25 protein-coding genes and 1 pseudogene are annotated in these 24037 nt (G+C 70.3%); 14 read left to right on the top strand and 12 right to left on the bottom strand.

The genetic code is table 11. The annotated features are described in order from the left end of the window. From CFP71_RS18700 to dnaB, 3 genes and pseudogenes are all read left to right on the top strand, one after another. Positions 1 to 324 (top strand): annotated as a pseudogene (locus tag CFP71_RS18700) (hypothetical protein); the annotation flags it as partial. A 97-nt stretch (positions 325 to 421) separates the two neighbouring features. Continuing rightward, the gene (locus CFP71_RS18695; protein ID WP_093935150.1) at positions 422 to 1219 is read left to right on the top strand and encodes an ESX secretion-associated protein EspG; all 798 of its coding nucleotides are present in this window, start codon (positions 422 to 424) and stop codon (positions 1217 to 1219) included. A gap of 476 nt (positions 1220 to 1695) precedes the next feature. Continuing rightward, a complete protein-coding gene (gene dnaB / locus CFP71_RS18690) occupies positions 1696 to 3105 on the top strand; it encodes a replicative DNA helicase (RefSeq protein ID WP_093935149.1) in 1410 nt (469 codons plus the stop codon). 18 nt (positions 3106 to 3123) lie between these two features. Here the strand turns inward: dnaB and CFP71_RS18685 are convergent, their stop codons facing one another. Then, positions 3124 to 3957 carry an enoyl-CoA hydratase/isomerase family protein gene (locus tag CFP71_RS18685; protein WP_093935148.1) on the bottom strand — a complete coding sequence of 278 codons (834 nt, stop codon included), beginning with the start codon at positions 3955 to 3957 and terminating at the stop codon, positions 3124 to 3126. Between the two features lie 122 nt (positions 3958 to 4079). On the opposite strand from CFP71_RS18685, the gene CFP71_RS18680 reads away from it, so the two are divergent. Next, on the top strand, positions 4080 to 4466 hold the full coding sequence (locus tag CFP71_RS18680; RefSeq protein ID WP_093935147.1) for a winged helix-turn-helix transcriptional regulator: 387 nt from the start codon (positions 4080 to 4082) through the stop codon (positions 4464 to 4466). 7 nt (positions 4467 to 4473) lie between these two features. Here CFP71_RS18680 and CFP71_RS18675 read toward each other — a convergent pair whose 3' ends face one another. From CFP71_RS18675 to CFP71_RS45345, 5 genes are read right to left on the bottom strand one after another with little or no spacing between them, the layout of a single operon-like run. Beyond that, positions 4474 to 4824 carry a hypothetical protein gene (locus CFP71_RS18675; RefSeq protein ID WP_093935146.1) on the bottom strand — a complete coding sequence of 117 codons (351 nt, stop codon included), beginning with the start codon at positions 4822 to 4824 and terminating at the stop codon, positions 4474 to 4476. A 14-nt stretch (positions 4825 to 4838) separates the two neighbouring features. After that, on the bottom strand, positions 4839 to 5339 hold the full coding sequence (locus CFP71_RS18670; RefSeq protein WP_167406176.1) for a TetR/AcrR family transcriptional regulator: 501 nt from the start codon (positions 5337 to 5339) through the stop codon (positions 4839 to 4841). Between the two features lie 49 nt (positions 5340 to 5388). Next, positions 5389 to 6174 carry an alpha/beta fold hydrolase gene (locus tag CFP71_RS18665; RefSeq protein ID WP_093935144.1) on the bottom strand — a complete coding sequence of 262 codons (786 nt, stop codon included), beginning with the start codon at positions 6172 to 6174 and terminating at the stop codon, positions 5389 to 5391. 2 nt (positions 6175 to 6176) lie between these two features. Further along, on the bottom strand, positions 6177 to 6773 hold the full coding sequence (locus CFP71_RS18660) for a TetR/AcrR family transcriptional regulator (protein ID WP_093935143.1): 597 nt from the start codon (positions 6771 to 6773) through the stop codon (positions 6177 to 6179). A 46-nt stretch (positions 6774 to 6819) separates the two neighbouring features. Then, entirely contained in the window at positions 6820 to 6954 is a 135-nt protein-coding gene (locus CFP71_RS45345; RefSeq protein WP_279629229.1) for a hypothetical protein, read from the bottom strand. A gap of 78 nt (positions 6955 to 7032) precedes the next feature. Between CFP71_RS45345 and CFP71_RS18650 the strand changes: the two genes are divergently transcribed. Then, on the top strand, positions 7033 to 7467 hold the full coding sequence (locus CFP71_RS18650; RefSeq protein ID WP_093935142.1) for a TetR/AcrR family transcriptional regulator: 435 nt from the start codon (positions 7033 to 7035) through the stop codon (positions 7465 to 7467). A gap of 6 nt (positions 7468 to 7473) precedes the next feature. On the opposite strand, the gene CFP71_RS18645 is transcribed toward CFP71_RS18650, so the two are convergent. Then, entirely contained in the window at positions 7474 to 8583 is a 1110-nt protein-coding gene (locus CFP71_RS18645; RefSeq protein WP_093935141.1) for an FAD-dependent oxidoreductase, read from the bottom strand. A 70-nt stretch (positions 8584 to 8653) separates the two neighbouring features. Between CFP71_RS18645 and CFP71_RS18640 the strand changes: the two genes are divergently transcribed. Both CFP71_RS18640 and CFP71_RS18635 read left to right on the top strand, forming a co-directional pair. Further along, a complete protein-coding gene (locus CFP71_RS18640; protein WP_093935140.1) occupies positions 8654 to 9334 on the top strand; it encodes a TetR/AcrR family transcriptional regulator in 681 nt (226 codons plus the stop codon). 66 nt (positions 9335 to 9400) lie between these two features. Further along, the gene (locus CFP71_RS18635; RefSeq protein ID WP_093935139.1) at positions 9401 to 10588 is read left to right on the top strand and encodes a serine hydrolase domain-containing protein; all 1188 of its coding nucleotides are present in this window, start codon (positions 9401 to 9403) and stop codon (positions 10586 to 10588) included. Positions 10589 to 10590: 2 nt separating this feature from the next. Here CFP71_RS18635 and CFP71_RS18630 read toward each other — a convergent pair whose 3' ends face one another. Next, on the bottom strand, positions 10591 to 11550 hold the full coding sequence (locus CFP71_RS18630) for a helix-turn-helix transcriptional regulator (RefSeq protein ID WP_093935138.1): 960 nt from the start codon (positions 11548 to 11550) through the stop codon (positions 10591 to 10593). An 85-nt stretch (positions 11551 to 11635) separates the two neighbouring features. Between CFP71_RS18630 and CFP71_RS18625 the strand changes: the two genes are divergently transcribed. After that, positions 11636 to 12007 (top strand): VOC family protein, encoded by a 372-nt coding sequence (locus CFP71_RS18625; RefSeq protein ID WP_093935137.1) that lies wholly within the window; start codon positions 11636 to 11638, stop codon positions 12005 to 12007. Here CFP71_RS18625 and CFP71_RS18620 read toward each other — a convergent pair. Further along, positions 11983 to 12444: a MarR family winged helix-turn-helix transcriptional regulator gene (locus CFP71_RS18620; protein WP_093935136.1), complete on the bottom strand. Its 462-nt coding sequence runs from the start codon at positions 12442 to 12444 to the stop codon at positions 11983 to 11985. The two genes, CFP71_RS18625 and CFP71_RS18620, sit on opposite strands and share 25 nt — an antisense overlap. Positions 12445 to 12507: 63 nt before the next feature. Here CFP71_RS18620 and CFP71_RS18615 point away from each other — a divergent pair, with 63 nt between their 5' ends. Both CFP71_RS18615 and CFP71_RS18610 read left to right on the top strand, forming a co-directional pair. Next, positions 12508 to 12858 (top strand): hypothetical protein, encoded by a 351-nt coding sequence (locus CFP71_RS18615; protein WP_093935135.1) that lies wholly within the window; start codon positions 12508 to 12510, stop codon positions 12856 to 12858. 60 nt (positions 12859 to 12918) lie between these two features. Further along, a complete protein-coding gene (locus CFP71_RS18610; protein ID WP_093935134.1) occupies positions 12919 to 13689 on the top strand; it encodes a dioxygenase family protein in 771 nt (256 codons plus the stop codon). On the opposite strand, the gene CFP71_RS18605 is transcribed toward CFP71_RS18610, so the two are convergent. Beyond that, on the bottom strand, positions 13686 to 14852 hold the full coding sequence (locus tag CFP71_RS18605; protein WP_093935133.1) for an MFS transporter: 1167 nt from the start codon (positions 14850 to 14852) through the stop codon (positions 13686 to 13688). The two genes, CFP71_RS18610 and CFP71_RS18605, sit on opposite strands and share 4 nt — an antisense overlap. 90 nt (positions 14853 to 14942) lie before the next feature. Between CFP71_RS18605 and CFP71_RS18600 the strand changes: the two genes are divergently transcribed. After that, positions 14943 to 16136: an ROK family transcriptional regulator gene (locus CFP71_RS18600; protein WP_208635984.1), complete on the top strand. Its 1194-nt coding sequence runs from the start codon at positions 14943 to 14945 to the stop codon at positions 16134 to 16136. Positions 16137 to 16312: 176 nt separating this feature from the next. Here the strand turns inward: CFP71_RS18600 and CFP71_RS18595 are convergent, their stop codons facing one another. Together CFP71_RS18595 and CFP71_RS18590 are read right to left on the bottom strand one after the other, a co-directional pair. Further along, positions 16313 to 19531, bottom strand: coding sequence for a beta strand repeat-containing protein (locus CFP71_RS18595; RefSeq protein ID WP_167406175.1), 3219 nt, complete (start codon positions 19529 to 19531; stop codon positions 16313 to 16315). 193 nt (positions 19532 to 19724) lie between these two features. Further along, on the bottom strand, positions 19725 to 20738 hold the full coding sequence (locus CFP71_RS18590) for a hypothetical protein (protein WP_093935131.1): 1014 nt from the start codon (positions 20736 to 20738) through the stop codon (positions 19725 to 19727). Between the two features lie 277 nt (positions 20739 to 21015). Here CFP71_RS18590 and CFP71_RS18585 point away from each other — a divergent pair, with 277 nt between their 5' ends. From CFP71_RS18585 to CFP71_RS18575, 3 genes are read left to right on the top strand one after another with little or no spacing between them, the layout of a single operon-like run. Further along, positions 21016 to 22218, top strand: coding sequence for an AI-2E family transporter (locus CFP71_RS18585; protein ID WP_093935154.1), 1203 nt, complete (start codon positions 21016 to 21018; stop codon positions 22216 to 22218). Continuing rightward, positions 22215 to 23381, top strand: a complete 1167-nt coding sequence (gene macS, locus CFP71_RS18580; protein ID WP_093935130.1) for a MacS family sensor histidine kinase — start codon at positions 22215 to 22217, stop codon at positions 23379 to 23381. Before CFP71_RS18585 ends, macS begins: the two co-directional genes overlap by 4 nt. Further along, positions 23378 to 24037, top strand: coding sequence for a response regulator (locus tag CFP71_RS18575; protein WP_093935129.1), 660 nt, complete (start codon positions 23378 to 23380; stop codon positions 24035 to 24037). The genes macS and CFP71_RS18575 overlap by 4 nt, the downstream gene beginning before the upstream one ends.

Below are 24037 nucleotides of genomic sequence, written 5' to 3'. Positions count from 1 at the left end.
GCGGGCGGCTTCGGCCCGGACGGCGGCTTCGGTCCCGGTGGCGGCGGGTTCGGCCCCGGCGGCGGCAGCGGCGCGGCCCTGCCCGGCAACGCGGGGGCGATGGGCGGCGCCGGCATGGGCGGCGGTGGCGCGGGTGGTTCCGGCGCCGGAGCCGGTCGCGGCGCGGGCGGAATGATGGGTGGCATGGGCGGTATGGGAGCCGGTGGCGCCAAGGGGAAGGGCGGCGAGGACGAGGAGCGCAGCTCCAAATTCCTGGTCGGCGACGACCCCAACGAGATCTTCGGAACCGACGAACTCACCGCACCGCCGGTGATCGGGGAGTAATACGAACAACCAGGCCGGGCGCGTGCCAAGATTGGGGCCGCGCCCGGCTTGTCTCGTTCCGGGCTGGACGAACATGAACGACTAGGGGGCAGTTCCGGTGCTGGACAAGCAGGTCACGATCACGACCGGCACCCTCATCACGCTGATCCGCCGCCGTGGCGGCGAGCCGCACACGATCCTGTCGGAGACGCCGACCTGGTACGACGAGGGCGCGCAGCGGGCCGAGGACGAGCGGACCAACGAAGAGCTGGCGAGCCAGGGGCTCTTCGGCGCGCGGGGCCTGCACCCCGGGTTCAAGGCGACACTCGAAGCGATCGCCAGGCCGTCGCTGGAGTACTACGGCTGGGTCGACGGCGGTTTCGAAGGCAAGGCGCTGAGCTTCACCCTGCTCGCGGGGAGCGCGGGTGGCGAGGGCTTCGTCCTCGCCCGCCACAGCGAGCACGACGGCGTCGCGCTCGCCTCGGTGCGGCCCGAAGAACTGCTCACCGAGTTCCTCGACCAGATCCCGAAGCTCGCGCCGGGGCGTGGCCGTCCGGTCGCCGTCCCGAAGAGTCAGGTCGAAGCCCCGCGCTCGTCGTCGACAGCGCAGGACGAGGGTTTCGAGGTGCTTCGCAGCGGTCGCCAGAGCGCCGGGAGCCAGGAGGCGGACGAGCTTCGCCGCATTCTCGCGTTACGCCGTTTGGGTAGCGGCAGCCTGTATGTCGCCGCTCGCGGCCGGAGCGGCGCGCGGCAGCGGATCGAACGCCCGGTGAACTACATCGATACGACCGAGGGCCGGTGGCTGACCGAAGAGATACCGGGGAGTGGCGAGCCGAGGATCGCCTTCACGCCCGCCGACCAGCAGGTTCTCGGAGAACGACTACGGAGCGCACAGGGCAGGTTGTTCGCGTCCTGAATTCCGTGCCGTTCAGTCCACCGGGTCATCCCTCTACTCTGCGTGGCATTCATCCACAGGGCACCCCTGTGCGCCCTCGTGCGACACGCCGAACGACGTGTTTCGCCCGACACGCCGGATAGACTTGAATGAAGTTCTCCACAGTGTCTCCACAGGCCTTGAGCAGCACTTTTGTCAGACCATCCCACCGTTGCCCACAAGTTGTACACAGGCTACGGGTCACCTGTGAAGGGATGCCCGTAGTCATCCCCAGGTTATCCACAGGGCGGTCCCCAGGCGAAATTGCGCTGGTCCTTTCGGGGGGCCTACCGTGCCCGTCGGGCCGGTACGCACCGTGGTGGTCGTCCGGTCCCGAGGTGGACGCAGGGGAGCGCCGGGAGCCAGGGGAGGGCAGCCGGCGAGCGCAGGCGGAGTGACCGGGGAAAATCTGGCATAATCGAACGCGTGTTCGATGTCTTGAGGAGGTGGCAGCAGCGGTGGCGCTGACCGACGACCGCAATCCGATGTACTCGGAGTCCGACCCGGGTCCCAGCGACCCCGGTCCGCGTGGCGGCGAATACGACCGCCAGCCTCCGCAGGACATCGCCGCCGAGCAGTCCGTGCTCGGCGGCATGCTGCTGTCGAAGGACGCCGTCGCCGACGTCATCGAAGCCCTCGGACCCGACGATTTCTACCGCCCCGCGCACCAGGCGATCTACGACGTCGTGCTCGATCTCTACGGGCGCGGCGAGCCCGCCGACCCGATCACCGTCTCCGCCGAACTGGAACGCCGAGGCGAACTCGGCCGCGTCGGTGGCGCCCCGTACCTGCACACCCTGATCGCGACGGTGCCGACGGCGGCGAACGCCGGGTACTACGCGGAGATCGTCTCCGAGAAGGCGGTGCTGCGGCGCCTGGTCGAGGCGGGCACGCGGATCGTGCAGTACGGCTACGGCGCGGCCGCGGCCGACGGCGCGAACATCGACGAGGTCGTCGACCGCGCGCAGGCCGCGATCTACGACGTCACCGAGCGGCGCACCAGCGAGGACTACGTCGCGCTGGAAGAGCTGCTCCAGCCGACCATGGACGAGATCGACGCGATCGCGTCGCGCGGCGGGCAGTCGCAGGGCATCCCGACCGGGTTCGCCGACTTCGACGATCTGACCAACGGTCTGCACCCCGGCCAGATGATCATCGTCGCCGCGCGGCCCGGGGTAGGGAAATCGACCCTAGGACTGGATTTCGCGCGTTCGGCGTCCATCAAACACGGTCTGACCAGCGTGATCTTCTCGCTGGAAATGAGCAGGACCGAGATCGTCATGCGCATGCTCTCGGCCGAAGCGCGGATCCGCCTGGCGGACATGCGCGGTGGAAAGATGTCCGACGACGACTGGACGCGGCTCGCGCGCCGAATGAGCGAGGTCTCCGAGGCGCCGCTGTTCGTCGACGATTCGCCGAACATGACGATGATGGAGATCCGCGCGAAGGCCCGGCGGCTGAAGCAGCGCAACGACCTCAAACTCGTCGTCCTCGACTACCTCCAGCTGATGACCTCGGGAAAGCGCGTCGAGTCCCGGCAGCAGGAAGTCTCGGAGTTCTCGCGGCAGATGAAGCTGCTGGCCAAGGAGATCGAGGTCCCGGTGATCGCGATCAGCCAGCTGAACCGTGGTCCCGAGCAGCGGACCGACAAACGCCCGATGCTTTCCGACCTCCGTGAGTCCGGCTCGCTGGAGCAGGACGCCGACCTCGTCATCCTGGTCAACCGGCCCGACGCCTGGGAGCGGGACGACCCGCGCGCCGGTGAGGCGGACCTGATCATCGCGAAGCACCGTGCCGGGCCGACGGCGACGATCACCGTCGCGCACCAGCTGCACTACAGCCGCTTCGTCGACCTCTCGCACGACTAGCCGGGGCTGGCGCGCTGATCAGCCTGCCAGCCTGCGGAGCAAGCCCTCCAGATCGCGTTCGCCGTCACGGGTCTGGGCGCCGTGGGCCAGACCGGCCCGGATCAGCCGTTCGGCCGCGGGCCGGACGAACTGGCCCGCCCAGGCGTCGTGTTCCCGCCGGTAGCCCTCGGCCAGATCGTCGGGGGCGATGGCGTGTTTAGCGGCGGCGATCACGCCGTCGGGCAGTGCGGCGATGTCGCGGGCCAGCCGGTCGACGACGTCGTCGAGCTCGTCGGCGGGCAGAGCCCGGTTGACCCAGCCGTAGCGTTCGGCCGTCTGCGCGTCGTACAGGTCGGCGCTGAGCACCGCTTCCAAAGCGCGATTGCGGCCGATCCGGCCGGCGAGGTACTGGGTGCCTCCGCCTCCGGGGACGATTCCCATGAGGGCCTCGATCTGGCCGATTCCGCCCGTGCCGATCGCCGCGAACGTCATGTCCGCGGCCGTGACGAATTCCGCCCCTCCGCCGCGGGCGAGGCCGGCGAGCTTGACGATCGTCACCTGAGGCTGGTGCCGCAACAGTTCCCCCAGCGCCTGGAAGACGTTGATCCCTTCGGGCACCTCGGCCGCGAGTCCGTCGAAGGCGTCCGGCGCGTCGACCAGGGACATGTCGACGTGGGCGATGAAGAACTCCGGGTCGGCGCTGTCGAACACGATCACCCGGGCCGAGTCGTCGTCCCGCAACGTGGTCAGCAGCCGCCGGAGGTCCGTCATGAGCGTGACGTCGAGGACGTTGACGGGTGGGTTGTCGAGGGTGACGCGGACGATGCCGGCCTCGCGGCTCACTCGCAGGGCCGTGTAGGCGTCGTGGTGCATTCAGCTCTCCGATCCGTACCTGGCAGGCATCTAGGTTCCTGATGTATACCTAGATTCCGGTGGGGATCGATCACCGTCAAGAACGCACTTTGGGCATCTCAAGGATCGCGGAGGATACCGGTATGGCCGCTTCTGGCACCGACGCCGATACCGGCACCGTGTACCGCGCCGACTGCCCGAGCCGTCCGATTCTCGACCAGATCGCCGACAAGTGGTCGATGATGACGATGGCCGTCCTCGAAAAGCCTCGCCGCTTCAACGACATCAAACGCCGCCTCGAAGGCGTGACCCAGCGGGTCCTGACCCAGACCCTGCGCCGGCTGGAACGCAACGGGATGATCGAGCGGCGGGTGCTGCCGACGTCCCCTGTCGGGGTGGAGTACTCCCTCACCCCGCTCGGCGAATCCCTTCGGGAGCCGTTCGGGCGGCTGTACGACTGGACGGTCGCCCACACCGACGAGATCCAGAAGTGCCAGCAAGGCTACGACCAGCGGACCCGCCCGAGCTGAAACCCTTTCACCGCAGTGCCTTCTCGACCAGCGCGACGGTCGCGCGCGGATCGTCGACCTGGAGGACCAGCCGGGTGTAGCGCTCGTCGGCGAGTTCGATCACGACGGCCTTCGACGGGTTCTTGACGTCCCAGAACACCTTTTCGCCGTCGAGATGGAACGTGCCCGCGGTGATCACCCCGGGCAGGTGGGCACCGGGCGCCCGGATTCCCTTGGGGTCGGCGGCGACGCCGGGGTCCGCGGTCGCGCCGCGGACGTTGGCCAGCGGGATGGTCAGGCTGCTCTTCAGGGCCCAGAGCTTGTCGAGACCTTCGATCACGACGACGAGGTCTTCGCCGTCGATGGTGACCAGTGCCATGTCTGTTTCCCTTTTCAGTCGAGCGGATCGAGGCGTTGGGTGAGCGCGGTGCCGACACCGTCGGGGTCGCCGCGCAGGAGGAGGCCCAGTGCGGCGGCCGTGAGCGCGGCGGCCAGGGCGGTGGGGATGCCGAGCGCGTCGGCGATCGCCTGGTCGACGGCGGCCAGCCCCGCGGCGACCTCGGCGGCCACCTCCTCGTCGGCCGGCGCCCGTTCGACAGCCGCGAGCAGCAGCAGTCCGAGGTCGGCCGACGTGACGAGCCGCAGCGCGGTCGTTGCGTCCGTCGCCGCGGCGAGCGCCTCGGCCAAGGGGCGGACGTCGTCGGCGAGGTGGCGGCGCAGGGCGACCAGGTAGAGGCCGCGCTTGCTGCCGAACGTCTTGTACAGGCTGTTGCGGTGCACACCGAGGTGGGTGACGAGATCGTCGACGGACACCCCGTCGTACGCGCGGCCGCCGAACAACCCGACGGCGGCGCGCACCACCTCGTCCTCGTCGAACGCCCTTCGCCTGCCCATGCCACGACGATAGACTTTTGAGGAACGATCAGTCAAGAACGAACGTTCCTTAAAAGCGGCCGAGGAAGTCGACGACGTCCCTGGCGAAGCGGCGGTCGGTCATCACGGTGTGGTGCCGCCGTCCTTCGTAGATCTCGAGTTCGCCGTGGCGCACTCCGCTCGCGACCCGTTCGGCGAGTTCCGGCGGGTAGAGGACGTCCCGCGAGCCCGCGATCACCAAGGTGGGGGCGGTGATCTCGCCAAGACGGTCTTCGATGTCGAAGGTGTCCTCGGCGCGCAGCATGGCCACCATTCCGCTCGGGTCCGCCGGGCGACCGCCGGTCAGCCCCAGCAAACCGGCCATCAAGACGCGTCCGAGCCGGGAATCCGCGACCGTGGGTGCCAGCGCCTTGGCCGCGGCGCGGTATCGCCCGGCGGCCAGCAGGTCCGCGTACTCGCGCTGGACGCGACGGCCGTCCGGTCCGAGACGGACGCCCGCGGCCCCGACCACCAGCCTTCGCACCAGGCGGGGATGGTCGGCGGCGAATTGCAGCGCCAGACACCCGGCCGTGGACAGGCCGAGCACGTCCACCGGGCGATCGAACCGGGCCCGCAGCTCCTCGGCGTGGTGAGCGGCGAGATCGGCCATGGTGACGCCGGGTTCGAGTCCGGGACGGCGGCCGACCGCCAGCACGGTGAAGCGCGCGGCCAGCGGCTTGAGCGAGCGCGCCTCCGCCCACCGGGCGGCCCCCGTGGGGTTGGCCGAGTCCGGCAGCACCGTGCGGAAGACCACGAGCGGCCTTCCCGTTCCGAACTCCAGGTAGGCGGCGCCGCCTGCCAGTACCCCTTCGCGCACGCTCACTCCTTGGTCAGCCCTGTGGCCACGATGTCGATGAGCCTGTCGAGCACGGCGGGGTAGCGCTGTTCGCCGAGGTCCTGGCGATGCATGGGCAGCAGCAGTACGGCCTGGAGCACCCCGAGCAGTTCGTCGTCGTCGACCTCGACGAGCTGCCCCTTGCCCCTGGCCGCTTCCAGGAACCCGGGCAGCGGCAGCAGCCGCTCCGCCCTGGCCATCTCCTCCGGGCCCATGCGCCGGGTCACCGCCCGCATCTCCTCGGGATGGGTGACGAGCCGCCGGTAGAGCGGGTTTTCGTCCAGCATCCGCACGGTGGCGCGCAGGAAACCGCCGAGGGCGGCGCGCGCGTTTTCGGCCTCGTCCAGCACCTCCGCCAAGCGTTCGTGCAGCTGCGGGGCCTGCCGCAGCATCAGCTCCAGATAGAGCGCTTCCTTGGAATCGAAGAAGGCGTAGAAGCTGCTTTTGGCGATTCCGGCGGGGTCGACGAGATCGTCCAGGGAGGTCTTGCGCAGACCTTGGACCGCGAACAGCCGACGTCCGGTGTCCAGGAGCAGCTCGGTGATCCGGGCGCGGTCCTCAGCGCTGAACGGGGTCGGCATCCTTGCTCCTGTGCACGTATGAACAGATTGGTTTTATGTTCATAGCTTACGCCACCGTTCGCTCGCGCAGGATCCGCCAGCACAGGTAGACGCAGACGCCCGCCGCGGGCGCCCCGCCCAGCAGCGTCGCGACGATGCCGAGCGGGACCACCGCTTCGGCCAGGTACAGCGGCACCAGCACCGCCGCGGCGATGGCGAACTTCGCCAGGAAAACCGCCGTGCACAGGTAATAACGCCGACGACGGGGGTCGACCCGGCGATGGTCTTCTACTTCTTCGGCACCAAACAGGGTCTGTTCGGCGCGGTGATCGAACTGTCCGAGGACGTCCCGCCCGCCATCGAGTCGCTGTTCGACGGCGAACTCGGCACCCTCGGCGAGCGCGTCGTCCGGACGCTGCTGGAGAACCTCGACAAGTCCGACCGCACGCCGCTGGTCATGCTGACCAGGTCGGCGCCCACCGACCCGAAGTCGGAAGCGCTGCTGCGCGAATTCATCGACCGGGAGATCACCGGGCGGATCGCGGCGCTGCTCGGCACGCCGGACGCCCTGCGGCGAGCGAGCATGGTCAACGTCCAGATCCTGGGGCTCGCGGTGGCCCGGTACATCGTGCGCGTCGAGCCGATCGCCTCGGCGTCCGTCGACGAACTGGTCGCCTCGTTCGGTCCGCTCGTGCAGCACTGCCTGACCGGGTGAACGAGCTCAGTCCGGCTGGAAGAACGCGAGCATCCGCCGAGCGGCGTTCGGCGACATCAGCATTTCTTGCACCCGCGCGGACATGCGGGCGGCGTCGCCGGTGCGCTCGAACATCTCGCGTTCGTATTCCTTGACGGCGGCGGGGAAGTCGTCCGGGTGCGCGGCCAGCGCCAGCCCGAGCCGGGCGCCGTCGAGCAGGGCCATGTTGGCACCCTCGCCCACCGGCGGCATCAGGTGCGCGGCGTCGCCGAGCAGGGTGACGTCCGGCGCCGGCGCCCAGGTAAGGCCGAGCGGCAGGGTGGTGAGCGACCGCGGCACGACCACGTCGTCGCAGGCCTCGATCAGCGCGATGAACCTCGCGTCCCAGCCCGGGAGCAGCTCGATCAGCCGCGCTTTGGCGGCGGCCGGGTCGTCGAACGGGATCCCGCTGGTCGCGAGCCAGTCCTCGCCGGTGTTGTAGAAGCTGAGGCCGATGCGGACGCGGCCGTCGCCGTTGCGCTGCGCCCCCAAGGACACCCCGTCGCCGAACACCCAGTAGTTGCCGCGGCCGACCATCGCCGCGAGACCGGGGTGCGTGCGGTCGATGTCGGGAATCCCGACCTCGACGATGTTCTGCCCGAGATGCGACGGACGGGCGTCGGTGAGCAGCGCGCGGACGCGGGAGTTCGCGCCGTCGGCGCCGACCAGCAGGCCGTACGCCGCACTGGTGCCATCGGCGAAGCGCACGACGCCGTTTTCCGCGGACTCGTAGGCGTGCCCCCAGCGCACCGTGTCGTCCGGGAGGGAGTCCAGCAGCAGGTCACGCAGGTCGGCGCGGTCGACTTCGGGCCGGGCGAGCGGGGCGTCGTCGGGAGTGTCCTCCTGCAACAGCAGCGTGCCGTCCGACTCGAGAAGCTTCATGTCCTGGCCCTCGCCGCGGGCGATCGCGAAAAACCCGTCGATCAGCCCGGCTTCGCGCAACGCCGGCTGACCGGAATGGATGTCGAGCATGCCGCCCTGGCCGCGCGCCTCGCGCGACGCTTCGCGCTCGTAGACGACTGACTCGATGCCGTTGACGTGCAGAACCCGGGCGAGAGCCAGGCCGCCGAGGCCCGCTCCGACGATGGCGATGGTCATGGTTCCCCTCCGGCGATACAGTGTATTGCTCAATACACTGTATCGCTCGATGCGTTGTATTGTCACCGGCATGTTGGTGTGGGAGAGGCCGGAGCCACCGAGCAGGCCGGCGCTGGCCCCGTTGAGCCGGGACCGGATCGTGCGGACGGCGATCGAGCTGGCCGACGCGGACGGCCTGGACGCGGTGTCGCTGCGCAAGATCGCGACCGCGCTGGACGTCGGCCCGATGCGGCTTTACGGCTACATCGACAGCAAGGAGGAGCTGCTCGACCTGATGGTCGACGCCGCCCACGCCGAGATCCGGCCCGCCGGGGAGGGCTGGCGGGAAACACTGCGATCCTTCGCCGAAGCCATGCGGCGCACCGTGCAGGAGCACGAATGGCTCGCCGAACTCCTGGGCGGCAGGCCGCGGCTCGGGCCGCAGACGATGGCGAGCGCGGAGGCCGTGATGGCCGAGCTGAACGACCTCGGCGTGGACGCGATCATGCCGGTGGTCGCCGCGGTCAACGCTTACACGATCGGCGCGGTGCGGCGGGAGATCGCCGAACGGCGGGCGGAGCGGGCCACCGGAATGGACGAGAAGCGCTGGCAGGCCGAATTCGGTCCTTATCTGACGCGGGCCTTCGCCTCCGGCAAGCTCCCGACACTGGCCACGGTGGTGCGCGACGCCGCCCACCTCGACGCCGACGAAACCTTCCGGATCGGGCTCGACTGCCTGCTCGACGGCATCGAGGCCCGCGTCTCACGCTGACGCGTGACCGTCCCATGTCAGCGGCGTGACTGCCTCGTGTCAGCGGGGTCCGCGAACGTAGTCGACATGAGGACATCACTGAGGGGTACCAAGAACATCGTCCGCCGGGTCGGCGCCGCGGCGCTGGCCGCCGCGCTGCTGACGGGCCTGACCGTGCCGACGGCGTCCGCCGCATCGGCCCGCCCGGACCTGCAGCGGACCATGCAAGAGTTCGTGGACGCCGGATTCGGCGGGATGCAGGTGCGCGTCCGTGACGAGCGGGGCGAATGGACCGGCAGCGCCGGTTCGCGCGAGCTGGGCGGCACCGCGAAACCGCCGACCAACGGTCACTTCCGCGTCGGCAGCACCACGAAGAACTTCACCGCGACCTTGGTGCTGCAGCTGGTGGCCGAGGGCAGGATCGGGCTCGACACCCCGGTGGCGGGGTTCCTTCCCCAGTTCGGGCTGGACTCGCGGATCACCGTTCGGATGCTGCTGCAGCACACGAGCGGGCTGTTCAACCACACCGGCCAGTACAACCCGGACGGGACGGTCACGCCGGGAATCCCGTGGGCCGGCAAGGAATGGGTGGACCTGCGTTTCCACACCTACCGGCCCGAGGAGCTGGTCCGGCTGGCGGTGTCGAAGTCCCCGGTCTTCGAACCGGGCGCGCGCTGGGACTACTCCAACACCAACTACGTGGTGGCCAGGCTGCTCGTCGAGAAACTCACCGGCCGCCCCTTCGCCGAGGAGCTGGACCGGCGGATCCTGCGACCGCTCAAGCTGCGTGACACGCTGTCGCCGGGCGCCTGGCCGGGGATGCCCCAGCCGTACGCCCACGCCTACTACCAGTACGACGACGGCGGTCAGCGGAAGACGATCGACGTCACCCACCAGAACCCGTCCTGGATCTCCAGCGCCGGGGACATGATCTCGACGACCAAGGATCTCCAGACGTACTTTTCCGCTCTGCAAAGCGGAAAGCTCCTCCCGGCCTGGCTGATGACCGAGATGCGCAAAACCCACCCCGGAAGCGCGAGCCTCTACGGCTTCTACGGTCTCGGACAGTTCTCGCAGGACTTGGGCCCCGGTTGCGGCATCGTGCTCAATCACAACGGCAGCAACAACGGCTATGGGGCGTTGATGTACAGCACGCCCGACGGCAGCAAGACGCTGACCGGGTCGATCACCGCGGGCGACCCCGAGAACGACCCGGTGCCGTCGTACCCGGCGGCTCTGGACAAGCTCGTCAAGAAGGTGTTCTGCGGCAAGTGAGCTCACCTTTCCCTGGCACGCTCCGCGAGCCGGTCCGCCAGCGCGCCGACCAGGTCGCGGAGCTCGGCGGGCCGCTCGATCACGAACGGCCGGTCGAGCGCGGCGAGCAGCGGCGGGATCCAGTCGAGCCGCTGGGCCCGGATCCGGGCACGCACCCCGTCGCCGTCCGCTTCCAGGACGGCCACGGACGGCGGGAAGACGGCGCGGACCTGGTCGGGCGTCGCCTGGATCCGCACGGAGACGTCGTGCCGGTGCGGCGTCTCGGCCAGCGCGGTCAGCACTCGTTCGGCCGGGTCGAAGCCGTCGGGCGGGTCGAAGGTCCCGGCCCGCGCCTCGGCCGAGGAGATCCGGTCGACGCGGAAGGTGCGCACCTCGCCGCTGGCCGAGTCGAAGCCGGTCAGGTACCACCGGCCGGAGTGCGCGACGACGCCATACGGATGGACGACGCGTTCGCTGGCACCGCCGTGTCCGGCCAGGTACGCGAGCTCGACCGGGTGGCGGCCCCGCGCCGCCTCCGCGACGGTGAGCAGCACCTCGGCTTCGGCCGAAAGGGCCTTCCTGGCCGGTGCGGTGAAGTCGGCGGTCTCCAGCAGCGCGTCCAGCCGTCGGCCGAGCGCTTCGGGCAGCACGCGGCGGACTTTCGCGACCGCGCTTTCGGCGGCCGCGACCGAAGTGGTGATCAGCCCGGCCCGCTGTCCCGCGACCAGGCCGAGCAAGACCGCCAGTGCCTCCTCGTCGGTGAGCATCAGCGGCGGCATCCGATAACCGGGGGCGAGGCGGTAGCCGCCGTACCGGCCACGCACCGAACGGACCGGGATGTCCAGGTCGAGGAGGTGCTCGGCGTAGCGGCGGACGGTGCGTTCGTCGACGTCGAGCCGCCGCGCGAGTTCGGCGACGGTGCGCGTGCCGCCGCTCTGGAGGATCTCCAGCAACGCGAGCACGCGGGAGATGGGCCGGGTCACAGCCCCGAGAATACCGGGCGGATCCTGCCCGGTATTGCTCCTAGCGTGGCCGGTGTTCCGCTTTCCGGCCTCGAAAGGACCAGCCATGCAGTTCGTTTCCGTCCGCGTGATCACCCACGACGTCGCCCGGCTCGCCGGGTTCTACGAGAAGGCGACCGGCCTCGACGCGCGGTGGCGGGCCGAGCAGTTCGCCGAGCTCGTCGGCCCGTCGTGCACCTTGGCGATCGGCAGCGCCGAGACGATGACCCTGTTCGGCGGCGCCGCCGCGGTGCCGGAGTCGAACCGGACCGCGATCCTCGAATTCCGGGTCGAGGACGTCGACAGGGAGTACGCGCGGCTGGCGGACCTGGCCGAGATCGTCCAGGAGCCGACCACGATGCCGTGGGGGAACCGGTCCCTGCTGTTCCGCGACCCCGACGGCAACCTGGTCAACTACTTCACGCCGAGCGCGCCGTAGTTCCGGACGAACGAGGTGAGCAGCCGGGCGAACTCGGCACGGTCCGCGTCCGGCCAGTCCGCCATCGCCTCGGCGAACACCGAACGGCGGAATTCGTGCATACGCGTCACCGCGGCGCGCCCGGTCTCGGTGAGCACGAGAACGGCCCGGCGGCCGTCGCGCTGATCGGCTTCGCGCCGGAGGAAACCGTCCTCGACCGCCCGCGCGACCAGACGGCTCGCGCGCGGCTGGTCGATGGTCAGCGCCGCCGCGAGGCTGGTGACGGTGCCGGGTTCGCCGTTCTCCTCGGCCGCTTCCACGGCGTCGAGGAGGCCCTGAACCGCCTGGTCCGGCATCGCTTCGGCGCGATCGCGGGCGAGTTTCGACAGCGACCGCCTCGCCTGACTCCGCCGGATGGCGATCATCGCGCGTTCCACGTCGGCCACGGCGTCCGTCATTGCCCATCCTCACCAGTTGCATGTACTTTTACATGTAGTTGCCGTCTACATGAAGGAGTATCCATGAAACCCATCGGCTTCTGGTTCGCCCACCTTCACCAGGCCCTCGAATCTTCCATGGAAAAGGTCTTCGCCGACGAGGGACTGACCCGTCGCCACTGGCAGGTGCTGAACACGATCGACATCGAGGACTTGTCACCCTTCGGGGACGTGCGGGCGGTCGCCACGGATCTGCGGACTCGCGGCTGGATCGACGAGGGCGGCCTGACCGAAGCCGGCCGGGAGGCACATCTCCGGCTGAAGACCAAGGTCGGCGAGTTCCGTTCCCGCGCGACCGAAGGCATCAGCGACGAGGAATACCGGACGACGGTCGGCGTACTGGAGCGGATGGCGGCGAACCTCGCGCGGGAATAACGCGGAACCCGGCGACGTCGTCTATCCTGGTAGTTGAAAGTTCAAACACTTGGAGCAGACATGACGCCGGTGCTCTACCTCAGCCACGGCGCGCCGCCGCTCGCCGACGACGCCACTTGGACCCGCCAGCTCGCCGGCTGGTCGGCGGACCTCGAAAAGCCGAAGGCGATCCTCGTCGTCTCCGCGCACTGGGAAGAGGCACCGCTGACCCTCGGCGCCACCACCACGGTGCCGCTGGTCTACGACTTCTGGGGCTTCCCCGAGCACTACTACCAGGTGAAATACGCCGCGCCCGGCGCTCCCCAGCTGGCGGACAAGGTGCGGAAACTCCTCCGCTCGCCGGAGACCCCGGTCCACGACGCGCCCGACCGCGGTCTCGACCACGGCGCGTACGTCCCGCTCGTGGAGATGTACCCGGACGCCGACGTCCCGGTGCTCCAGGTGTCCATGCCGTCGCTGGACCCGCGGGAGCTGTTCGACCTCGGCCGGAAGCTCGCGCCGCTGCGCGACGAGGGCGTGCTGATCATCGGCAGCGGCTTCTTCACGCACAACCTGAGCGCGCTGAGCCAGACCGACGGCACCGACGGGGCGCCGCCGTCGTGGTCGAGCGAATTCGACCACTGGGGTGCGGAAACCCTGCGCGACGGCGACCTCGACGCGTTGCTGGACTTCCAGCACAAGGCCCCCGCCGCGGCGCTCGCGCACCCCAGGATCGAACACTTCGCGCCGTTGTTCGTCTCGCTCGGCGCGAGCTCGTCGGAGGGGAAGGGCGAAACCGTCATCGACGGCTACTGGCACGGCCTCGCCAAGCGCTCCCTCCAGTTCGACTAACGGGAGCGAAGGACGCCGGCGCCCGCCACCAAGCCGAGCGCCAGCAGCGTGACCACCGCGAAGGACACCGTCAGCGACGTCAGGTCGGCGATCCCGCCGATCAGCGACGGCGCGACGAGCCCCGAGGAGTAGGTGATGGTCGCGACGCCCGCGATCGACTGGCTCGGCGTCGGCCCGCTGCGCCCGGCCGCCGCGAAGGCGAGCGGCACCACGACGGAGACGCCGAGCCCGATCAGCCCAAACCCGGCCATCGCCATCACCGGATGGGCGGCGAAGACGACCATCAGCCCGCCGGCCGTCGCGAAAGCGCCACCCGTGCGGACGGTCTTGACCGAACCGAAGCGCCGCACCAGCGCGTCACCGGAGAGGCGGGCGACCGCCATCGTGCAGGTGAACGCGGTGGTCGAAGCGGCCGCGATGCCCGGCGAAGTGCCGAGGACGTCGCGCAGGTAGACGGCGGACCAGTCGAGGCTCGCCCCCTCGGCGAAGACGGCGCAGAACGCGACGGCACCGATGATCACGGCCGACTTCGGCGGCAGCGCGAACCGCGGCGGCGGGTTCTCGTCGGGCGCGCTGCGGACGTCGAACACGCCCTGACAGATGAGCGCCCCGGCGATGGTGAGCACCGCGGACGCGATCGCGAAGTGGATACGGGCGTCCAACGCGGCATGCGCGGCGAGCGTGCCCGCCGCGGAGCCGACGAGCGCGCCGGTGGTCCACATCCCGTGCAGCCCCGACATGACCGACTTGCCCATCTTCGCCTCGACGTCGACGCCGAGGGCGTTCATCAGCACGTCCGAGGTGCCGGCCGCGGTGCCCATGACGAACAGCGCGAGGCACAGGGTGAAGAGGTTTCCCGCCAGGGACGGGAGGATCAGCGCCAGCGTCCAGTACGCCAGCAGCACCCGAAGCCCCAGCCTGCCGCCGAGCCGGTGCCCGATCCGCGCGGCGAGCGGCATGGTCAGCGAGGCACCGATGGCGGGGAAGGCGAGCGCGAGGCCGAGCTGGCCCGCACTGATCCCCGCGTGTTCCTGGATCCACGGGATCCGGGTGGCGAAACTGCCGGTCACCGCGCCGTGCACGGCGAAGACGGCGGCGATGGCGACCCGCGCCTGCCGCACCCGCCGCGTCGGCGCACCGACGGTTTCCACTGTGTTGGTCACTGGGCCCCCAAGGTCCATGAGACGACTCGACGACGACAGCGTAAACTATCAGGAAGGGAACCTGATAATTAATTCTGGGAGGATCCAACGGTGAGTGCCATCCGGATGCCGTCCGCCTCCCCGAGTACCGCGCGGGCCATCAACGACCGCCTTGCCCTCGACCTGCTCCAACGCGAGGGCTCGCTGACGGCCGCCCAGCTCAAGACGTTGACCGGGCTCTCCCGGCCGACCGTCGCCGACCTGGTCGAGCGGCTTCAGGACGCTGGGCTGATCGAGATCGTCGGCGAAGCGGGCGCGGAACGCCGCGGGCCGAACGCGAAGCTGTACGGCATCGTCGCCGACCGCGCGTACCTCGCCGGTCTCGACGTCCGCACCCACGGGATGGCCGTTTCGGTCGCGGACCTGCTCGGACAGACCCGGGCGGAGGCTTCGTTGCCGTTCGCGCTGGACGTCGACACCGACGTGGCCGTCGAGCGGGCGATCGCCCTGCTGGAGGCCACCACCGCCGAAGCGGGCGCGACCGCGCTGCACACGATCGCCGTCGGCGCTCCCGGCCTGGTCGACCCGGCGACCGGCGGTCTGCGACCGGCCGGCGGACTGCCCGCGTGGCACGGGAAACTCGTCGACGAACTCCGGCGGCGGCAGGGTGTCCCGGTACTGCTGGAGAACGAGGTCAACCTCGCGGCCGCCGCCGAACAGCGGCTCGGCGCCGCCCGCGGCCGCGACACTTTCGTCCTGCTGTGGCTCGGTTTCGGCGTCGGCGCGGCCGTCGTCCTCGACGGTTCGCTGCGGCGGGGCGCGTCGGGCGGCGCGGGCGAGATCGGGTTCCTGCCGATGCTGGGCCCCGGACGGCTCCCGACGGCGACCGACTGCGACGGCGGCTTCCACACCTTGGCGGGCAGTGCCGCGTTCTGCGAACTCGCCCGCGAGCACGGCATCCCCGCTTCGCCGGCCGACAACGCCGAAGCGGCCGCCGCGGCCGTCGGCTACGCGATCGACGCGGGCGCCGAGGAGTTCCTGAAGATCGTCGCGGAGCGGATCGCGATCGGCGCGGCCGCGGTCACCGCGGTGCTGGACCCGGGCTGCGTCGTGCTCGGCGGCGAGATCGGCCGCGCGGGTGGCGACGCGCTGGCGGCCCGGGTCAGCGGCAGGCTCGCGGAGATCTCACCGCTGCGGACCGAGGTGCGGGCGGGGACCGTCGGCGGGAGCGGGGTGCTGGAAGGCGCGGTGCTGACCGCGATGGGCGCGGCCCAGGACGCGCTGTTCACTCCCGGGTCCGACTGAGCGGCCGTGGGCTGAAGGGGACTTTCCCCGCTTCTGACGAGGCGAAGGGCGCTTTCGTCGCATCGCATGCGGGGAAAGCGCCCTTCAGCCCGTCCTTGGACAGGACACAAAGCGGGCCCGGGAGTGACTCCCGGGCCCGCTTCGGTTCATTCAGTGGCGCTAGCCGACTGGCAGGTTCACATGGTGTGGAACTTCTTGCCGGTCAGGGTGCCGATGAAACGCTGGAACATGCTCAGCGGCGACGAGTCGACGTTCGCCAGAGCCGGGACCTGCGCGGTCGGCATCGCCGGGGTGTTGTTCACGACCGGCAGCGTGCCCGCGGTGGGCAGCTGCACCGGCAGCGCGCCGGCGGTCGGGAGCGCACCCGCGGTGGGCAGAGCGCCCGCGGTCGGCAGGGCGCCGGCCGTGGGGAGCTGCACCGGCAGCTTGCCGACGGTGGGCAGGCCGTTCAGCGCCGGGAGGGCCGGCAGCTGCGCGACCTTGGGGGCGTCCGCACGAGCGGCGTCACCGGGCAGGGCCGGGGTCTTCGGCAGGGCCGGGACACCGGGCAGCGCCGGGGTGCCGGGCAGCTCGGGCAGGTCCGCCTTCGGCATCTGCGTCGGGAGAGCCGTCAGCCCCTTCAGGGCGGACAGACCGGCCTGCAGGCCACCCAGCTGGGGACCGTCGGCGCGGGCGCCACCGATCGCCGGGGTGGACGGCATGGCACCGGCACCGTTCAGCGCGGGGGCGCCGAAGGGCAGGGTGGGCAGCGCGTCGATCGGCATCTCCGAGCCCACCGTGTCGGTGAAGGCGCGGGTGTACTCCTCGTCGTTGATCTCGGTGTTGTCGGTCGAGTTCTCGTCCGCGATGGCCAGCACCGGGATCTCGAGCTCGTTCAGCGGAACCGAGAACACCAGCGGGTGGTGGAAGTTGAAGCCCGACAGGGCCTCTCCACTGCCGTCGGTGATGCTGTCGCCGCCGGCCTGGCCGTCGATCATGCTGTCCGCGTCGGTCTCGGAGACGCCGCCGGCCGCCGCGATGGCGTCGCCGAACACCTCCGGAACGGCCGCGACCGGGATGTCGAGGATGTTGCCCGAGAGCGATCCTTCGGTGCCCGAGGTCTCGACGTCGCCACCCGAGGTGGCGTCGACGGTGTCGGAGCCGACGGCGTCGGCGATACCGGCGGCCGCGACCGCGTCGTGCGTGACGGGCACGATCGGCAGCGCCTGCGCGCCGATGATGTTGCCCGAGACCGCGCCTTCGTCACCGGTGGTGGTGGCGTCGCCACCGGCCGCCGACATGACGTCGTTCACGCTGTTGCCCTTGGCGATGCCCGCCGCGGCGGCGCCGAGGCCGGTCACCGGGACGGTGCCGCCGACCGGCGTCTGGACGATGTTGCCCGCCAGGGCGCCTTCGTCACCGTTGGCGGTGGCGTCGCCGCCGGCCGCCGAGTCGGTCAGGTTCGAGCCCTCGCCCGAGGCGATTCCGCCGAGCACCGCGGCGAAGTTGTGCGCCTGGACCGGCAGGGAGACCGGGCCGTAGACCAGGTTGCCCGAGCCCGCGCCGTTGTCACCGGTCGCGTGGACGTCGCCGCCCGCGTTCGAGGTGGTGTCGCCGTCCGCGCCGCCGTGGCCCTGACCGATGAACGCGCCACCGATCCCGAAGGCCTGCACCGGCAGCGAAACCGGCACGGTGCCCAGGTTGGAGCTGAGGAAGCCGTTGTCGTCGGCGGTGTTCCCGCCGCCACCACCGGAGACGACCTTGGTCTCGTCGGCCGAGCCGGAGCCCTGACCGATGAACGAGCCGCCCACACCGAAGACCTCGGCCGGAACCGCGGCCGGGACCTGGACGATGTTGCCCGAGCCGGACGAGTCGTTGCCCGTGGTGCCGTCGTACCCGCCGGCGGTCACGGTCTTGGTCTCGGTCGCCTCGGCGACGGCCTGGCCGATGTGCGAGCCACCGACGCCGTAGACCTCGGGGGCCAGCGCGGCCTGGGTGTTGACGACGTTGCCCGCGAGGGTGGAGTCGTCACCCGTGGTGTGGCTGCCGTTGCCGGCGTTCGCGTCGACGGTGTTCTCGCACGAGGTGGAGGACACGTTGCCGATGTAGGTGCCCGCGATGCAGGTCACCTCGACCGGGGCCGCCACGGCCGGGTCGACGATGTTGCCGCCGCCCGCGGAGCCTTCGCCCTCGGAGCTGACGAAGCCACCGGCATCGACGACGCTGGAGTGGCTGGTGCCGCCGTCCTTGCCGGTGTTGGCCAGGCCGACCCAGCTGGCGGCCACGCCGCCGACGTTCGCGACGTCCGCGGTCTGCGGCACGATCGCGTTGCCCGCGACGGCCGAGTCCTCGCCGGAGGTCTGCACGTAGCTGGGGACGTTGCTCCAGCCGGGCGTGGTGTCGCCGGCCTGCGCGTCCGCCGCGGAGCTGCTGTTCGAGTTCGCGAGCGAGCCGTGCGCGGCCGCCGCGTTGTCGTTCACCTTCACCGGGAGGGCGATCGGCACCGCGCCGACGTTGCCGCCCAGCGCGCTGTCGTCACCGTCGGTCTCGACCCAGCCGCCGGAGGTGGCGTCGGTCTCGGCCTCGTAGCCGGAGCTGTTGGCGTTGCCGATGATCCAGGACGCGGCGTTGCCGGTGACCTGGACCGGGGTGGCGAACTGACCGGCCACCACGTTGCCGGAAAGGGCGGAGCCCTCGCCGTCGGTGGTGATGTTGCCGGTCTCGGTGGTGCTCTGGCTCGCGGAACCGCCGACCACGCGCCCGGTGCCACCGGCGAGCCCACCGGCGTTGCCGGCGATCTGCACGGGCAGCGCCCAGTCCAGGGACACGACGTTCCCGGCGAGGCTGGAGTCCTCACCGGTGGTCTCGATGTCCTGGTTGTGCGACCACGTCTGGTCGTGGCTGCCGCCCTCGACCTCGGCGTCGCCGATCACGCCGATGGCGTTGTCGACGATCTGGATCGGGACGACGACGTCGCCGACGACCTTGTTGCCCTTGAGGATGTCGTCCGTGGTGGTGAACCCACCACCGGTCAGCCCACCGCTGACCTGACGGGCCGAGTCCTTCGCGGCCAGCGGCGCGGGGACGGCGTTCTTGCCGGAGAGGCTGGGGAGCCCTCCGCCGATGCCGTCGGTGCTGCTGCCGGGCGAGGTGACGCCGTCGATCGCGTCGGAAACCGGCTTGGTGACGGCCTTGGTGCTGACCTCACCCTTGTAGCCGGGGATGTCGGCCTGGCCCAGCGGCGTGCCGACGGCGTTGTTGTCGATCTCGATGGGAACGGTGACGTTCGCGTCGAGCGGGGAGGCCGGGGTGTCCGGGTTGACCTGTTCGTCAGCGGAAGCGATGCCGGTGCCCAGCATCAACAGCCCACCCGTGACCAACGCGGTCTGGAGTCCGCGCTTTGCCCAGGATTGCATGGGGTTGTTCTCCTTCATTTCGGGTTCCCTTTCGGGTTTGAGGAGGTGCTCTCGAACGAGCACCAGAGGGGGGTGGAACTGGCTGCGGGCGCACAAAAGCGCACCGCCGTTTCGCGGGGATCAGGAGCGGACGCGAAAGCGACCCGGAATCGGGAGGCTCAGGGCGCGTCGGCTACCCCGCGGAGGGAGGTGTTCAGTCAGGAGTGACGCCGGGCTGCGAGCCCGGGGTGAGCGGCATGTACCGCGTGCCTGCCAGCGTGTAGCCGGTCAGGGAACGCTCGACGGCGGCGACGAGCCAGGCGGGAACGCCGTGGGTCAGGCCGTCGAGGTGACCACCGGGAGCGTTGCCGCTACCGGGGACAGTCGGGATGGACGGCGCGACGGGAAGCGGCGCCGGGGTGAGCGGACGCGGGAAGTCGCCGCGGTGTCCGTCACGGGAAGGAGAGTCCTGGTCCTGGTCGAACACGCCGTGCTGCTGCACGAGGGCCGGCATGGGAAGGACGGTCTCGGAAGAAGCGGGGAACTGCGTCGTCGCCAGTGCGGCGAAGTCGGTGACCTGGTCGCCGGCGCCGATGGTGTCCAGCGGGGACTTCGGGTCGACCGGAGCGCCGCCGACCGGAAGGTCCGGGACGAGGTCGCCGTGGCCGTGCTGGTCGAGGAGGTCCCAGACCTTGCCGCCGAAGTCGGGTGCCGGGGCGAAGGTCTCGTCCAGCACCTGGCGGGTGTCCTGCGGCTTGCGGACGATGTGCTCGACGGCGCCGAGTGTCCGCTTGACCGGGGTGACGACCGAGTTGTCGGCGAAGTCGGTGACAGCGTCGCTGACCCGGGTGGAGACCTCGTGCTCGTCGGCGCGGATCTCGCCGCCGCAGTGACGCTTCGCCGGGGAGGTCTTGGACCCTTCCGGCATCGACCACGTGGTGGCGTCCTGGTGGTTCTCGCCGCACACCGCGCCGGCGACGTCGCCGGTGAACTTCGAAGCGCCACGGGAAACGTCGGAAAGACCTGCCGTGGTGGCGTCGGTGACCGGGGTGACGCTCGTGTCGGGAGCGGAGACCACCGGGGCGATGTCCGCGGCGGCGGTGGCGCCGGAAACGGCCCACGCGGCGGCGGAACCGGCGACGGCGCCGCCGAGGACGAACAGCGCACGCGAAGCGAGACGGCCGAAGCGCGCCGCGCCCCGCCCCTCGTTCTTCGCCGCGTTCGTCACTCGGTCTCCTGTCGCTTCGGTGTTCCGTTCATCGGTTGCGTGACCGAGGTAAGCAAAGGGCGGAAGGCCAAAGCGAGCCAGGAGCGCCTTGATGGCACGATCGTGTGAAGAACACACGGTGTAGCCCGAAATCACGATCAGTGATCACGCCAGGCGAGACCTGGTTACTCCAGGGTCGATCGCCGGCAGATGTGTCAAGCGTCGCATCGGGCGAATTCGACCGTGCGCGTCGCCCGGAATGTTCAAGAACGTCGTCTCGGACCGATACGGTGAGCGCGTGAGCGAGCCCCAGCGCAAGCAGAAGGAATTCGACCCGTCGAACCCGTTCCTCTCCGAGTCCACCGAAGACGTCACCAGCCTGGTGCCGCGCGGCTTGCGGATCGGCGCGGCGTTGTCATGGCGCTTCATCGTGGTGATCGCCGCGCTCTACGTGATCGTGTTCCTGATCGGCTACCTGTCGGTGGTCGTGATCCCGCTGTCGATCGCGCTGCTGCTCGCGGCGCTGCTCGCGCCCGCGGTCTCCAAGCTGACGGCGATCAAGTTCCCGCGCGGGCTCGCGGCCGGGATAGTGCTGATCGCCGGGCTCGCGGTGCTGGGCGGGCTGCTGACGTTCGTCGTCGCGCAGTTCTCCTCCGGCCTGCCGGAACTGCAGAAGCAGCTGACGGAGAGCCTCAACCAGATCAAGAGCTGGCTCATCGACGGGCCGCTGCACCTGCGTCAGGAACAGATCCAGGAGTTCATCAACCAGGCGATCAGCTTCCTGCAGAACAACCAGGCGTCGATCACCACCACCGCGCTCACCACGGCGGGCACGGTCGGCGAGATCGTCACCGGCTTCATCCTGACGCTGTTCATCCTCATCTTCTTCCTCTCCGGCGGCGACCAGATCTGGTCGTTCCTCGTCCGCGGTGTGCCGGGGCGGGTGCGCAACCGGGTCGACGTCGCCGGGCGGCGAGGGTTCGCTTCGCTGGTCAGCTATGTGCGCGCGACGGCGGCGGTGGCCGTCGTCGACGCGGTCGGCATCGGCATCGGGCTGGCGATCGTCGGGGTGCCGCTGGTGATCCCGCTGGCGACGCTGGTCTTCCTCGGCGCCTTCATCCCGATCATCGGCGCCGTGATCGCGGGCGCGGTCGCGGTGCTGATCGCCCTGGTGACGAAGGGCGTCGTCGGCGCGCTGATCGTGCTGGCCATCGTCATCGGCGTCATGCAGCTGGAGAGCCACGTGCTGCAGCCGATCCTGCTGGGCCGCGCGGTGAAGCTGCACCCGCTCGCCGTGGTGCTCGCGATCACCGCCGGTCTCGTCGCCGCCGGGATCGCCGGCGCGCTGCTGTCGGTGCCACTGCTCGCCGTGCTCAACGCCGGCATCCGGTCGCTGCTGCACGAACACGATCCCGACCCGGCGGAGATCGACGTCCTGCGGGATCAGGCGGCGACACCGAACGATCCCGGTGAAGAGGAAGAGTCCGAAGCCAAGTCATGACGGACACCCCGCTCTGGCGAGCGGTTTCGGCGCTCGGCACCCGGGACCCCGCCACTCCGCTGTGGCGCGGCGTGATCGTGCTTCGCGTGACGACGCTGCTCTTCGCGCTGGGCTCGTTCGTCGTCCACTACGACGGCTATACGAACAAGTGGCTCGCGTGGACGTCGTTCGGCGTGATGACGGTGTGGACGGTGCTCAGCAGCTTGTTCTACGCGCGGCCGTCGACCCGCTGGCCGTGGCTGGTCGGCGTCGATCTCGTGCTGACCGTCGTCCTCATGTTCACCTCGGCGTGGATCCTGACCGCCACGCAGTTCGACGCCAACACCCCGCTCATCACGACGGTGTGGGCGGCGGTCCCGCCCGCGGCGGCCGGGACGCGGTTCGGCGCTGTCGGCGGGGTGCTCGCCGGGCTGGTGGTCTCGGTGGTCACCGGGCTGGTGCGCTGGCGGTTCGACGTCGACGTCGCGCGGGACGGTTTCCTGCTGACCGCGAGCGGGTTCGTGATCGGGCTGGCCGCGACCATGGCCCGGCGGTCCGCGGACGCGCTGACCAGGGCGTTGCGCATGGAGGCCGCGACGGCCGAACGGGAGCGGCTCGCCCGCTCGATCCACGACAGCGTCCTCCAGGTGCTCGCGCGGGTGCGCAAACGCGGCGCCGAATTCGGCGGGGAGGCCGCCGAACTGGCGAAACTGGCCGGTGAGCAGGAGATCGCGCTGCGGGCGCTGGTCACCACCGAGCCCACGCATCCGAGCGAGAACGGGACCACCGACCTGCGGTCCGCGCTGCAACTGCTCGCGACGCCTTCGGTGCAGGTCTCGACGCCCGCCGGCGAGGTGCAGCTGCCCGAGCACGTGACCGCGGAGCTGGTCGCGGTGGCGCGCGAGGCACTGCTGAACGTCGAGAAGCACGCGGGCGAAGAGGCGCGTGCCTGGGTGCTGCTGGAGGACCTCGGCACCGAGGTCGTGGTCAGCGTCCGCGACGACGGCCCGGGAATCGAGCGGGGTGTGCTGGAACGAGCGGCGGCCGAGGGACATCTAGGTATCGCGGAGTCCATCAAGGGGCGCGTGCGGGATCTGGGCGGAAGCGTCGCCCTGGACACCGCGCCCGGCCAGGGCACCGAATGGGAAGTCAAGGTTCCAGTGGCGGCGAGGGGAAAGCGATGACCGACGCGCCCGGTGTTTCGGTGATGGTGGTCGACGACCACCCGATGTGGCGGGACGGGGTCGCCCGTGACCTGGCCGAACACGGTTTCGACGTGCGGGCCACCGCGCCGGACGCGCCCGCCGCGGTGCGGATCGCGCGCACGGTCAAACCGGACGTCGTGCTGATGGACCTCAACCTCGGCGAGACGTCCGGCGTCGACGCCACCCGCGAGATCACTTCGGAGCTGCCGTCGACCAAGGTGCTGGTGCTGTCCGCGAGCGGCGAGCACAGCGACGTCCTGGAGGCGGTCAAGGCCGGGGCGTCCGGTTATCTGGTCAAGTCGGCTTCGGCGAGCGAGCTGGTGGACGCGGTCAAGCGGACGGCGGCGGGGGATCCGGTGTTCACCGCCGGACTCGCCGGGCTCGTCCTCGGCGAATACCGCCGCATGGCCGACGCGCCGGACGACGGCCCCGCGCCGCCGCGGCTGACCGAACGCGAGACCGACGTCCTGCGCCTGGTCGCCAAGGGGATGACGGCACGGCAGATCGCCGAAAAACTCGTGCTCTCGCACCGGACGGTGGAGAACCACGTCCAGTCGACGCTGCGGAAACTCCAGCTGCACAACCGGGTCGAGCTCGCCCGCTACGCCATCGAGCACGGGCTCGACGCCGAGTAG

This window comes from Amycolatopsis thailandensis (assembly GCF_002234405.1).
In the GTDB taxonomy this organism is placed as follows: Bacteria; Actinomycetota; Actinomycetes; order Mycobacteriales; family Pseudonocardiaceae; genus Amycolatopsis; species Amycolatopsis thailandensis.
Note: the sequence above shows the minus strand (reverse complement) of the source record. Positions and strands in the feature narration are given on the sequence as shown.